This is a genomic window from Parvibaculum sedimenti, assembly GCF_009184905.1.
Taxonomy (GTDB): domain Bacteria; phylum Pseudomonadota; class Alphaproteobacteria; order Parvibaculales; family Parvibaculaceae; genus Parvibaculum; species Parvibaculum sedimenti.
In genome coordinates this window covers 47,693-59,962 of the sequence record NZ_WESC01000007.1, presented here as the reverse complement: position 1 = coordinate 59,962, position 12,270 = coordinate 47,693, and the positions used below count along the sequence as shown (strand labels likewise).

15 protein-coding genes and 1 tRNA gene are annotated in these 12,270 nt (G+C 62.0%); 14 read left to right on the top strand and 2 right to left on the bottom strand.

The features are described from left to right. Positions 1–3: 3 nt before the first annotated feature. The 5 genes from ribB (at position 4) to F2P47_RS08920 (ending at position 5,407) form a co-directional block, all read left to right on the top strand. Positions 4–1,155, top strand: coding sequence for a 3,4-dihydroxy-2-butanone-4-phosphate synthase (gene ribB / locus F2P47_RS08940; protein WP_152216010.1), 1,152 nt, complete (start codon positions 4–6; stop codon positions 1,153–1,155). Beyond that, a complete protein-coding gene (gene ribH / locus F2P47_RS08935) occupies positions 1,149–1,610 on the top strand; it encodes a 6,7-dimethyl-8-ribityllumazine synthase (protein WP_204886610.1) in 462 nt (153 codons plus the stop codon). The genes ribB and ribH overlap by 7 nt, the downstream gene beginning before the upstream one ends. Before the next feature lie 17 nt (positions 1,611–1,627). After that, entirely contained in the window at positions 1,628–2,146 is a 519-nt protein-coding gene (gene nusB, locus F2P47_RS08930) for a transcription antitermination factor NusB (protein WP_152216008.1), read from the top strand. Next, complete coding sequence (thiL, locus tag F2P47_RS08925; RefSeq protein WP_152216007.1) at positions 2,124–3,113, top strand: thiamine-phosphate kinase; 990 nt, start codon at positions 2,124–2,126, stop codon at positions 3,111–3,113. The genes nusB and thiL overlap by 23 nt, the downstream gene beginning before the upstream one ends. 170 nt (positions 3,114–3,283) lie before the next feature. Further along, positions 3,284–5,407 (top strand): sodium-translocating pyrophosphatase, encoded by a 2,124-nt coding sequence (locus F2P47_RS08920; RefSeq protein WP_152216006.1) that lies wholly within the window; start codon positions 3,284–3,286, stop codon positions 5,405–5,407. A gap of 83 nt (positions 5,408–5,490) precedes the next feature. Here F2P47_RS08920 and F2P47_RS08915 read toward each other — a convergent pair whose 3' ends face one another. After that, the gene (locus F2P47_RS08915) at positions 5,491–6,021 is read right to left on the bottom strand and encodes an outer membrane protein assembly factor BamE (RefSeq protein WP_152216005.1); all 531 of its coding nucleotides are present in this window, start codon (positions 6,019–6,021) and stop codon (positions 5,491–5,493) included. Positions 6,022–6,137: 116 nt separating this feature from the next. On the opposite strand from F2P47_RS08915, the gene F2P47_RS08910 reads away from it, so the two are divergent. The 8 genes from F2P47_RS08910 (at position 6,138) to F2P47_RS18055 (ending at position 10,848) form a co-directional block, all read left to right on the top strand. Then, entirely contained in the window at positions 6,138–6,701 is a 564-nt protein-coding gene (locus F2P47_RS08910; RefSeq protein ID WP_152216004.1) for a ubiquinol-cytochrome C chaperone family protein, read from the top strand. After that, positions 6,698–7,258, top strand: coding sequence for a YceD family protein (locus tag F2P47_RS08905; protein WP_152216003.1), 561 nt, complete (start codon positions 6,698–6,700; stop codon positions 7,256–7,258). The genes F2P47_RS08910 and F2P47_RS08905 overlap by 4 nt, the downstream gene beginning before the upstream one ends. 130 nt (positions 7,259–7,388) lie before the next feature. Beyond that, positions 7,389–8,474, top strand: a complete 1,086-nt coding sequence (gene plsX / locus F2P47_RS08900) for a phosphate acyltransferase PlsX (protein WP_152216002.1) — start codon at positions 7,389–7,391, stop codon at positions 8,472–8,474. Continuing rightward, positions 8,471–9,448, top strand: coding sequence for a beta-ketoacyl-ACP synthase III (locus F2P47_RS08895; RefSeq protein WP_152216001.1), 978 nt, complete (start codon positions 8,471–8,473; stop codon positions 9,446–9,448). Before plsX ends, F2P47_RS08895 begins: the two co-directional genes overlap by 4 nt. A 122-nt stretch (positions 9,449–9,570) precedes the next feature. Next, the gene (locus tag F2P47_RS08890) at positions 9,571–9,888 is read left to right on the top strand and encodes an integration host factor subunit alpha (protein WP_152216000.1); all 318 of its coding nucleotides are present in this window, start codon (positions 9,571–9,573) and stop codon (positions 9,886–9,888) included. Between the two features lie 71 nt (positions 9,889–9,959). Then, entirely contained in the window at positions 9,960–10,430 is a 471-nt protein-coding gene (locus F2P47_RS08885) for a MerR family transcriptional regulator (RefSeq protein WP_152215999.1), read from the top strand. A gap of 162 nt (positions 10,431–10,592) precedes the next feature. Continuing rightward, a tRNA-Pro gene (locus F2P47_RS08880) sits at positions 10,593–10,669 on the top strand. Between the two features lie 44 nt (positions 10,670–10,713). Continuing rightward, positions 10,714–10,848, top strand: a complete 135-nt coding sequence (locus F2P47_RS18055; protein ID WP_281349282.1) for a hypothetical protein — start codon at positions 10,714–10,716, stop codon at positions 10,846–10,848. Between the two features lie 33 nt (positions 10,849–10,881). Here F2P47_RS18055 and F2P47_RS08875 read toward each other — a convergent pair whose 3' ends face one another. Further along, positions 10,882–11,142, bottom strand: a complete 261-nt coding sequence (locus F2P47_RS08875) for a DUF2842 domain-containing protein (protein WP_246176813.1) — start codon at positions 11,140–11,142, stop codon at positions 10,882–10,884. A gap of 38 nt (positions 11,143–11,180) precedes the next feature. On the opposite strand from F2P47_RS08875, the gene F2P47_RS08870 reads away from it, so the two are divergent. Next, a complete protein-coding gene (locus tag F2P47_RS08870; protein WP_152215998.1) occupies positions 11,181–12,239 on the top strand; it encodes a COX15/CtaA family protein in 1,059 nt (352 codons plus the stop codon). Positions 12,240–12,270: the final 31 nt, after the last annotated feature.

Here is a 12,270-nt window from a genome sequence, read left to right as displayed (position 1 = left end):
CCCGTGTACAAGGAATACCTGTCGCCCATCGAAGAGGTGATCGAGGACGCCCGCAACGGCAAGATGTTCATTCTTGTCGACGCCGAGGATCGTGAAAACGAAGGCGATCTCGTCATCCCCGCCCAGATGTGTACGCCTGAAGCCGTCAACTTCATGGCGAAATACGGCCGCGGCCTGATCTGCCTTTCGCTCACCAACGACCGTGCGAAGCAGCTCAATCTGCAGTTCATGTCGTCGAACAACCAGTCGCGCAACCAGACGGCCTTCACCGTCTCCATTGAAGCGCGCGAAGGCATCTCGACCGGCATTTCGGCGCATGACCGCGCCCATACCGTCTCGGTCGCCATCGACCCGACCAAGGGCCAGAACGATATCGTTTCGCCCGGTCACGTTTTCCCGCTCGTCGCCAAAGATGGCGGTGTGCTCGTCCGCGCCGGTCATACCGAAGCTGCGGTCGATATCGCGCGTCTCGCCGGGCTTTATCCCTCGGGTGTCATCTGCGAGATCATGAATGACGACGGCACCATGGCGCGTCTGCCCGATCTGGTGCAGTTCGCGCAGCTTCATGGCCTCAAGATCGCGACGATCGCCGATCTGATTTCCTATCGCCGCCGCTATGACCACTTCATCCATCGGGCCATCGAAACCGAACTGGAAAGCAAGTTCGGCGGAGAGTTCAAGATGATGGTCTATCTGAACACTGTCGAATATGCCGAGCATATCGCGCTGGTGAAGGGTGACATCTCGACCTCCGAGCCGGTTCTGGTGCGCATGCATGCAATGAACGTGTTCGACGACATTCTCGGCGCGTCTGGCGGGCGATCCGACCTGTTGAAGGATGCGATGGAGATCATCTCCGAGGAGGGGCGCGGCGTCGTCGTGCTCATTCGTGACACGACGGCGACGGTCGTTTCGGATCTCTTGCTGCGCAAGGGTGAAAACATCGAGCAGCGTATGCCGCGTCGCCTGCGCGAATATGGCGTCGGCGCCCAGATCCTGCTAGACCTCGGCGTTCACGACATGATCCTTCTTTCCGATACCGACCGCAGCATCGTCGGCCTCGATGGCTATGGCCTGAAGATCATCGGCCAGAGGGCGATCAGTGCCGGCAAGCGCGGGCAGAGCGAAAAGAAGGCGAAGGAGTCCGCATCTTGAAGACGACCAAGGCCCATATCCTCATCATCGAGGCTCGGTTCTACGAACATCTCGCCGATGAGCTGGCGCGGGGTGCCATTGCCGAAATCGAGGCGCGCGGCGCGACCTGGGAGCGTGTGTCGGTTCCCGGCGTGCTGGAAATCCCGGCGGCGGTCAAATTCGCTCTCGATGCCATGGCGCATGGTGCGGCGTCGCGGCGGATCGACGGTTTTGTGGTGCTCGGCTGCGTCATTCGCGGGGAGACCACGCATTATGATATTGTTTCCAACGAGTCGGCGCGTGCGCTAATGGATCTCTCGGTCGAGCGTTCTCTGGCGCTCGGCAACGGCATCCAGACGGTCGAGAACGAGGCGCAGGCGCTGGCCCGCGTCCGGGTGACGGATAAGAACAAGGGCGGCGGTGCTGCGCGGGCCTGCCTGGATATGATCGATCTCAAGCGCAGCTTGGGCGCATGACGCAAGGTGCAGCCAAAATGATGGCTTCTGCTGAGCCGCCCGTACCGGGCGGTAAAAATCTCGACAACAGCGCGCGCAGTGCCGCGCGGCTCGGTGCGGTGCAGGCGCTCTATCAGATGGATGTCGCGGGCACGCAGCTCGACGATATCGTCGATGAGTTCGTGCATCACCGTTTCGGCCAGGAGATCGAGGGCGACGTCTATCCGCGCGCTGACGAAGCGCATTTCGAAGACATCATTCGTGGCGTCGTGCGCGAGCAGCGCGACATCGATATGGCGATCAATGGCGCGCTGGCAAAGAACTGGTCACTGACGCGCCTCGACGCGACGCTCCGCGCGATCCTTCGCGCGGGAGTCTACGAGCTACGCCGCTGCAAGAATGTGCCGGTGAAGGTCGTCATCAACGAATATGTCGATGTGGCCCACGCCTTCTTCGAAGGCGACGAGTCTGGCGTCGTCAATGCCGTGCTCGACAGGCTTGGCGCGAGCGCGCGCAAGGCGGGTGGTGCGAGTGATGTCGCAGCCGGATCGTCCTGACGAATTCAGCCTGATCGAACAAGTCTTCGCGCCGCTGTCGGCCGAAGCGCCGGGGGCATTCGGACTGACCGATGATGCCGCCGTCTTCAGCCCGGGCGAGGGCATGGAACTCGTGCTCACGGTCGACGCCATTGTCGAGGGGGTGCATTTCCTCAGCTCAGACCCGGCGGACGGCATTGCGCAAAAGCTGTTGCGGGTGAACCTTTCCGACCTCGCCGCCAAGGGGGCTATTCCGCGCGGCTATCTCCTCGTGACTTCGTGGCGGCCGGATACAAGCCTCGCCTGGATCGAGAGCTTCGCGGCAGGACTGTGCCGCGATCAGCAGACATTCGGCATATCGCTCTGGGGCGGTGACACGGTTTCGACGCCGGGGCCGCTCACGTTCTCGGTGACCGCGATAGGCGAGGTGCCGCGCGGCAAATTGCTGCGCCGCTCTGGCGCGCGACCAGGTGACGACATTTATGTGTCAGGCACGATCGGTGACGGTGCGCTCGGACTGGCCGCGGCCGAAGGGCAACTCGGCGGCACACTGGAAGATATCCAGTTCCTCATTGATCGCTACAGATGCCCTCAGCCGCGCAACGCATTGGGGCCGCGCCTCATCGGCCTCGCAAGTGCCGCGCTTGACGTGTCGGATGGGCTCATGGCGGATCTGACCCATATGTGCGAAACCTCCCGCGTCGGCGCGCGCATCGAGGGCGCGCGGATCCCGCTTTCGCCTGCTGCCTCCCATGCGGTGGACGCCAATTCGTCATGGTTCGGAACAGCGCTGACAGGCGGCGACGACTATGAGCTTCTCTTTGCGGCCGCGCCCGAAAATGCGTCCGCCATCGCGGCGGCCGCGACGGAATCAGACGTTCCTGTTACCCGCATCGGCACAATCATGAGTCGGGAGGAGGGGGTCCATGCGGTCGATTCGCATGGCCGGCCGCTGACGTTCAGCCGGCTTGGATTCACGCATTTCTAAGCCCCCGTCTGCGTCGCATAAGCGCGCGGCCCATGGCTGCCTCCGGTTGCTTTCCAGCCGGGCAATTGGCATGCTTTCGTATCTACTACGTTCTGGAGGGGGAGGACTCGCCGGACCGCGTGGTCGCAGGCGACAGTCCCGGTGACTTAAGTCAAAGGGAATCAAAAATAATGAGCACTGCGTTGTGGTCAATAATAGGTTGCGGGGGTCTCGCAATCCTGTACGGCATTTTTGCGGGTCGTTCGGTTCTGTCGGCTGACCCCGGTAATGCGCGTATGCAGGAGATCGCTGCGGCGATCCAGGAGGGAGCGGGCGCCTATCTGAACCGGCAATACACCACCATCGGCATTGTCGGCCTTGTCATTTTCGTTCTGCTGTCCTGGCTTCTGGGGATCAAGGTCGGCTTCGGCTTTCTTGTCGGCGCAACGCTTTCGGGCGCGGCGGGTTACATCGGCATGCTGGTCTCCGTGCGCGCGAATGTTCGCACCACGCAGGCCTCGTCGAAGAGCCTTGCGGCGGGTCTTTCCATCGCGTTCCGCGCGGGCACGGTCACGGGCATGCTCGTCGCCGGTCTCGCGCTTCTGTCCGTGACGGTCTATTTCGCGGTGCTTACGGGCTATCTCGGCTTTGAAGCCAATTCGCGCGAAGTGATCGACGCGCTGGTCGCGCTCGGCTTTGGCGCTTCGCTGATCTCGATCTTCGCGCGTCTCGGCGGCGGTATCTTCACCAAGGGTGCGGATGTCGGCGGCGATCTCGTCGGCAAGGTCGAAGCGGGCATTCCCGAGGACGATCCGCGCAACCCGGCGACGATCGCCGACAATGTGGGCGACAATGTCGGCGACTGCGCCGGCATGGCCGCCGACCTTTTCGAAACCTATGCGGTAACGCTCGTTGCGACCATGGTTCTCGCCTCGATCTTCTTCGCGGGCGGCAGCAGCGTGTCGGTTGTCGACATGATGACCTATCCGCTTGCCATTGGCGGCTCCTGCATCATCACCTCGATCATCGGTGTGTTCTTCGTTCGTCTCGGCAAGAGCAACAACATCATGAATGCCCTCTACAAGGGCTTCATTGCCTCGGCGATCCTGTCGCTCGGCGCGCTCTGGTTTGTCACGGACAGGATCGTCGGCTTCGACTCGGTCTTCACGGTCGGCACGCAGACCTTCTCCGGCATGAGCCTCTATGCCTGCGGGGTCAGCGGCCTTGCGGTGACGGGCCTCATTGTCTGGATCACGGAATACTACACGGGCGTCAATTTCCGCCCGGTGCGCAGCGTTGCGGCCGCGTCGGTCACGGGCCACGGCACCAACGTGATCCAGGGCCTTGCCATCTCCATGGAAGCGACGGCTCTGCCGGCTCTCACCATCGTGGCTGGCATTCTCGTCACCTATAATCTCGCCGGTCTTTTCGGCATCGCCATCGCCGTTTCGACGATGCTGGCACTTGCCGGTATGGTCGTCGCGCTCGACGCCTTCGGTCCGGTTACGGACAATGCGGGCGGTATTGCCGAAATGGCCGATCTGCCGGCCAACGTCCGCAAGACGACGGACGCGCTCGACGCCGTGGGCAATACGACGAAGGCGGTCACCAAGGGCTATGCGATCGGTTCGGCGGGCCTCGGTGCGCTGGTGCTTTTTGCGGCCTATACGCAAGATCTGAACTTCTTCTCGGCCTCGCCGGAAACGCATCCTTACTTCATCGGCGTCACGCCTGACTTCTCGCTCTCGAACCCCTATGTGGTGGTTGGCCTCTTCATCGGCGGCCTGTTGCCCTATCTCTTCGGTTCGATGGGCATGACGGCCGTCGGCCGGGCGGCGGGCGCCGTCGTCGAGGAAGTGCGCCGTCAGTTCAAGGCCGATCCGGGCATCATGGCGGGCACCTCGAAGCCCGATTATGCGCGCGCGGTCGACATGCTGACCAAGGCGGCGATCAAGGAAATGATCATTCCCTCGCTGCTGCCGGTTCTCTCGCCCATCGTCGTCTATTTCGTCGTGCTGCAGATTGCGGGCAAGTCCGAGGCATTCTCGGCTGTCGGCGCGATGCTGCTCGGCGTCATTGTGACGGGCCTCTTCGTCGCGCTTTCCATGACCTCAGGCGGCGGCGCCTGGGATAATGCGAAGAAGTACATCGAGGACGGCCATTACGGCGGCAAGGGCTCCGATGCCCACAAGGCCGCCGTTACCGGCGATACGGTTGGCGATCCCTACAAGGACACCGCCGGTCCGGCTGTGAACCCGATGATCAAGATCACGAACATCGTGGCCTTGCTGCTGCTCGCCGTGCTCGCGCACTGACCTGCAGCGACCCAAAGAAAAAGGCCCCGCGGGAACCGCGGGGCCTTTTGTATTTATATATTCGCAGCGCGCTGCGGAAACGATCAGCCGCCGGGGCGACCCGGAACCGGGCTCGTGCCCGAACCCTTCTTTGAGTCGGTCGCCTTGTTGAAGCGGCCGAGGTTGCTGAATATCTGGCCGAGAACGGTGAGTTCCTTGCCGCGGGTCGGCGTGGTGCGTGTCTGCAGGTCGACGATCTGGCCATCCTGCAGCCCGTAGTAGGCGACTTCGTCGACCACCTTTTCCTTGGTGAAGTAGATAGCGACGACAGTGCGGTCTACTTCCTCGGGCGGATAGAAGGCATCCGTCTCGAACTTGCTGCTGATGTAATAGAAGGCTTCTCCGCCCGGACCGTTCTGAATGGTCGAACTGGTCGAAGGCGACCCCATGATGTCCTGGACCTGCTCCAGGGTCGTCTGGTGGGGTTTGATCCTTTTCAGGTTCTTTTCGTCGAGGATATAGCCGCGCTGCTCGACGACCGGCGAGCACCCCATAAGGGCGGCGGTGCTGACCGCAGTCAGGCAAGCCACGGCGAGCAGCAGACCCGCGCGGCGCCGCGGACGTTGAGAAGTCATGTTGGAGAACCCTCCTGGCCCATAGATGTTAGATTGACCTACCCTTGTCGCCCGGTAAATTCAATCTGCTTCTGAGCGGGACATGAACGTCCCAGGCCCGAGCAGTGGAGTAAGCTATGATATGGAAAAGGATTTTCGGTCGCTCGGACCGCGATGAAGTGCCGTTTGGGCTCTACCGGGGGCTGGTGGCCCAGGCGCGTATGCCGGCGTTTTACCTCCATGCCGGGGTGCCGGACACTGTGGAGGGCCGTTTTGAGATGGTTTCGCTCCATGCCTTTCTGGTGCTGCGGCGGTTGAAAGCGGCGGGAGAGCCCGCCAAAGAGGTTGCGCAGCGCCTTTTCGACATCATGTTCGACGATATGGACCAGACGCTGCGCGAAATGGGTGTAAGCGACCTTGCGGTCGGCAAGAAGATCAAGGGCATGGCTCAAGCCTTTTATGGGCGCATGGCGGCTTATGACGCGGGTCTCGACGCTCAGGATGAAACGACGCTGCAGGATGCTCTCCGTCGCAATGTCTTTGCCGGGCTCGATCCGACGGCTTCCGACGTCGCGGCGCTGGCGGGCTATGTACGAAACTGCGCTGTGGTGCTAGGCCGTGAGCCGAATGAAGACATTCTGGCGGGCCGGCTATCCTTTGCCGATGCGCCGGCCTCATTTTCGGAAAGCAATAACGCGTGACCACGCTGCCTAAACCTGAATTCAGCATCGAGCTCAGCCTTGACGATATTCCGCCGCAGGGACGTGAAATCTCGTTCGAGGCGACGGCCGCCGAGCGCGCGGCGCTCACGAAGCGTTTTGACCTCATAGAGCTGAAATCGCTGAAGGGAACGGCGACCGCGAAGCATTGGCGCAGGCTCGGCGTCGCTCTCGAAGGTCGGTTCGAGGCGGAAGTCGTGCAGGCTTGCGTGGTGACGCTTGAGCCAGTGCCGGCAAAGCTCAGCGAAAAGTTCAAGGTGCATTACCTTCCCGCAGAGATGCTGGAAGAGGCGGTCGGGGGCCCTGGCTCGGAGCGCGAGATCATCATCGACACCGACAGCGAGGAGCCGCCAGAGCCTATCGAGGCCGGTCACATTGACGTCGGGGAGATGGTTGCCGAGCAGCTCGCGCTCGCGCTTGATCCCTATCCGCGCAAGCCCGGCGTGAGCGTCGATGAGGCGCCCGCCAGCGAACCGGTAAAGGAAGAGAAGAGACCGAATCCCTTCGCCGTGCTCGAAAAACTCAAGAAAAAAGATTGATTCAGGCAATTGGCGGGCCGGCAAGACTCAGTTGTCAGGCCCTATCAACCTTGTATCTTCTGGGCGGGCCGCCGGGAGTGATTGAGGCTGATCGCACCACGGATATCGGCGGGAAGGGAAAGGGGCTCAGGTGACGCGTTCACTTACGATAGCGCTAGACGGCATGGGCGGCGACCATGGTCCTGCAACCGTGATTGGCGGCGCAGAGGTCGCCTCCGTTCGTCATCCGGCCGTCCGGTTCCTGATTTTCGGGGACGAGGCGAAAATGCGCCCGGTGTTGGAGCAGCATCCGCGCGTCGCTGCCGTGAGCGAAATCGTTCACACCGACGTCTCCATCGCAATGGACGACAAGCCGAGCCAGGCGCTTCGCCGGGGCCGCAAGACCAGCAGCATGTGGCTGGCGATCGATGCTGTGAAAACGGGCAGGGCTCAAGCCGCGGTCTCGGCGGGCAATACCGGCGCGCTGATGGCCATGTCGAAGGTCATTCTGAAAACCATGCCTCATGTCGAACGTCCGGCGCTCGCGGCGCTCTGGCCGACGATGCGTGGTGAGAGTGTGGTGCTCGACGTCGGCGCGACGATTGCGCCGGAAGCGTTCCAGCTCGTTCAATTCGCCGTCATGGGCGAGGCCTATGCGCGCGTCATTCTCGGTGTTGAGCGCCCGACAGTCGGCCTGCTCAACATCGGCGAGGAAGAGGTCAAGGGCACCGAGCAGGTGAAGGAAGCCGCGCAGATGCTGCGCGAGGCAAAGCTGCCGATTTCCTTCTACGGCTTCGTCGAAGGTGACGATCTTGGCAAAGGCACCGTCGACGTCATCGTGACGGACGGCTTCACCGGCAATATCGCATTGAAGACCGCCGAAGGCACGGCGCGGCAGGTGGCAGACTATCTCCGCGCCGCGATCAACCGGTCCTGGGTTTCGAAACTCGGCTATGTGCTGGCGCAAGGCGCGTTCAGGATCCTGGCGAAGAAGCTCGACCCGCGTTCGTCAAACGGTGCGCTGTTCCTGGGGCTTAACGGCCTCGTCGTGAAAAGTCATGGCGGCACGGATGCGCTCGGCTTTGCGTCGGCCATCGATGTCGCCGTGGATGTTGCGTCCGCCGATCTCGTGAAGAAAATCGTGGTCGATATGGAGGCCCTGAGCGGCTTCGAGGCAGCGGCCGGGCGCGCCCGCAATCAAAACAATAATGAAGAAACCGAGGCGGCTTTATCGTGAGCATTATTCGCAGTGTGGTCACCGGCTGTGGCAGCTATCTGCCGGCGCGGCGGGTGACCAATGACGATCTCTCGAAGATCGTGGATACGTCTGATGAGTGGATCGTTGAGCGAACCGGCATCCATGCGCGCCATCTGGCCGCCGATGGCGAACTGACCTCTCACATGGCGCTCAAGGCGGCGCGGGCGGCAATCGCCAATGCGGGCATCGACGCGCAGGAAATCGACACGATCATTCTGGGTACGACAACGCCGGACAACACGTTCCCGGCGACTGCCGTGACCGTGCAGGCCGAGCTTGGCCTTCATCATGGCGCGGCCTTCGACGTGCAGGCGGTCTGCTCGGGCTTCGTCTACGCGCTCACCATTGCCGATAGCTTCATCCGGTCCGGTCAGTCGAAGACGGTGCTGGTGATCGGCGCGGAAACCTTCTCGCGTCTCCTCGACTGGAATGACCGGACAACTTGCGTACTCTTCGGCGATGGCGCAGGTGCTGTGATCGTGCAGGCGGGCGAGGGCGAGGGCACGAATGCCGACCGCGGCATCCTGACGGCGCATCTCCATTCGGACGGGCGCTACAAGGAAAAGCTTTATGTCGACGGCGGCCCGTCCTCGACGCAGACCGTCGGCCATGTCCGCATGGAGGGGCGCGACGTCTTCCGCCATGCGGTCGTCAACATCGCCGATACGATTACCGAGTCGCTCGCGGCGACCGGGCTCACGGCGGCGGATATCGACTGGTTCGTGCCGCATCAGGCGAACAAGCGCATCCTCGACGGTACGGCGAAGCGCATTGGCCTGCCGCCCGAAAAGGTCATCATGACGGTCGGCGAGCATGGGAATACGTCCGCCGCGTCCGTCCCTCTCGCGCTCGATACGGCGCTCAAGGATGGACGAATCAAGCGGGGAAATCTCGTTCTGCTCGAGGCCATGGGCGGCGGATTCACCTGGGGCTCGGTGCTTCTGCGCTGGTAATTGGGGGCTGGGGGACTTAAAGAATAAGTCGCAGGGCGGCCTTGAGAAAATTGGGCCATCCTATTGATATTGACGGGTTTCTCCGCCCGCAATACGCTTGGACGAAATTGGAGGAAGAGGCCATGGGGGAAACGATCACGCGGGCGCATCTGAGCGAGGCCGTCTATCAAGAGGTCGGCTTGTCGCGCAACGAGTCTGCGGACCTTGTTGAGTCGGTGCTTCAGCACATCTCGGACAGTCTCGCCAATGGCGACACCGTGAAGCTGTCGTCCTTCGGCTCTTTTTCGGTGCGTCAGAAGGGTGGCCGCATGGGCCGCAACCCGAAGACCGGCGAGGAAGTGCCGATCAAGCCGCGGCGCGTTCTGGTGTTCCGTCCGAGTCATGTGCTCAAGGAACACATCAACGCAGCTCTCAGCGGCAAGACTGCCGCTGCGGAATAACCAACCGGAGGCGTTTTCGCGATCTGCCCATATTCAGAGATCAGATCGGGGAACGTCAGCAGGCTATTGTTTTGTCTACGCAAAAATCGCCCGATGCCTTCCGGACTATCAGCGAGGTCGCTGCCGAACTTGATGTTCCGCAGCACGTTCTGAGATTCTGGGAGAGCAAGTTCAGCCAGATCAGGCCGCTGAAGCGCGGCGGCGGGCGTCGCTACTATCGGCCTGAAGATGTCGATCTGCTGCGTGGCGTGCGAGCACTTCTCTACAACGACGGCTACACGATCAAAGGTGTCCAGAAGGTCTTCCGCGAACAGGGCGTGAAGTTCGTCAGCGAGACCGGCAAGGGCACGGTCGATGCCTCCCTCGCGGAGCTCGCGCGCGAAGCCGTCCGCCGCAGCGAACGCGAGGAGGAGCCCTCGGAAGGCGGCGCGGCTCTCGACGCATCGGCCAAGCAGACACTCGAGTCGATTCTCGAAGAACTTACCGTTCTGAAGGAAGAAATCGACGAAACGCTCTGGGAAACGGAGGGCGACGAGGCCTGATTGCCTCTGGATTGCCGAAGAAAATGCCGTATCGACAGGAATTGTCGCGGCAATTGAAATTACCAACAGAAAGGTCGGATTGAGGCGTTGCCCCCCGAGAGGTCGGCGTCTATATTCCGCGCCTTCGGAAGGGGTCTCGGCCCATTTCCTCACCGGTTTTGTCGGAGCGTAGCGCAGCCCGGTAGCGCACTTGTCTGGGGGACAAGGGGTCGTCGGTTCGAATCCGGCCGCTCCGACCATTCTTCAAAGGGCTGGCGGGTTTTATCCCGTTGGCCCTTTTCTTATGGCCAGCCTTGCGGCAATGTGCGGCTCAATTCGAGAGACTCAGGAGTTCCAGATGACCACCATTCTTCCGATCGTGATCTTCCTCGTCGTCATCGTCGCGCTGAACAAGACCATGACGGGTTCGTTCTTCTAAGACGGCGCCGTTCTGCTGCGACGGTGCGCGCGCTCAGTCCGGGCGCACCATCCAGATCATCAGGTACCGGGCCGGAAAGGCCCAGATCGTGCCGGCGATCACGTAGTAGAAGAACTGCACGACACCATGTTCCGGCAGATGGCCGCTGACCGCGATCGTCATGATCAGGAACGAATAGAGCGTCAGAAAGACCAGCAGCACGATGGTGCCGATGAGCTTGCGGATGCGAATGGGCAGGCGGCGCATATCGGTCTCCGGTCCTGGTGGAATGTGGATGGCGCTCTGATACGGCATTCCTCCCGCCGTCGCAAAGGGACGTTTCGAGGTTTCCCATGACGATGAGTATCGAAACGCCGTCTTCCACGCGGAGCGCAGCGGACCAGCGCCAGATCGCCTCGCGCCGTCTGATTGCTTATTGGCTCTTTGCCGTGGCCGGGCTCATTTTCGCGATGGTCGTTGTGGGCGGGCTCACCCGGCTCACCGAATCCGGCCTTTCCATAACCGAGTGGAAGCCGGTCATGGGCGCGCTGCCGCCCCTCGGCGACGCCGCCTGGGCCGACGCCTTCGCGAAATATCAGCAGATCCCGCAATATGAACTCGTCAACAAGGGCATGACGCTCGGCGAGTTCAAGTCGATCTTCTGGTGGGAATGGTCGCACCGTTTCCTCGGTCGCTTCATCGGCTTTGCCTTTCTCGTTCCGTTTCTCGGGTTCCTCGCGACGCGCCGCATCGAGCGGGCGCTGGCGCCGCGGCTCGCCGTCATGTTCGTGCTGGGCGCTCTGCAAGGCGCGCTTGGCTGGTGGATGGTGAAGAGTGGCCTCACACATCGCGTCGATGTCAGCCAGTACAGGCTTGCCGCGCATCTCGGCCTCGCGACGTTGATCTACGCCTATATGATCTGGGTCGCGCTCGGCCTCTGGCGCGAGCCTGTGCCGGTGGCGGCGAGCGGCGGCTTGCGCAAGGCGTCCCTCGCGCTGGTGGGGCTTGTCTTCTTCCAGATGCTCCTCGGCGCTTTCGTGGCCGGGCTGAAGGCGGGCTACATCTACAATACGTGGCCGCTCATTGACGGGGCCTTCATTCCGTCACGCCTCTTCGACCAGTCGCCGCTGTGGCGGAACTTCTTCGAGAGCCATCTGACCGCGCAGTTCGATCACCGCATGGTCGCCTACCTGGTCGCGCTCATGGTGGGCTGGCACTGGCTTGCCACACGCCGCTTTGCGCAGGCGACGCGCAGCGCGATCTGGCTCGCGCTCGCCGTTCTCGCGCAGATCGGCCTCGGCATCTGGGCGCTGCTCTGGGCCGTGCCGGTTCCGCTCGGCGCCGCGCATCAGGCAGGCGCGCTCATCGTCCTCACGCTTGCGATCGTACATGCGAGGCGGCTCATCGCCTGAGCAGTGCTTGACTCGAAAAGGAAATGCCCCG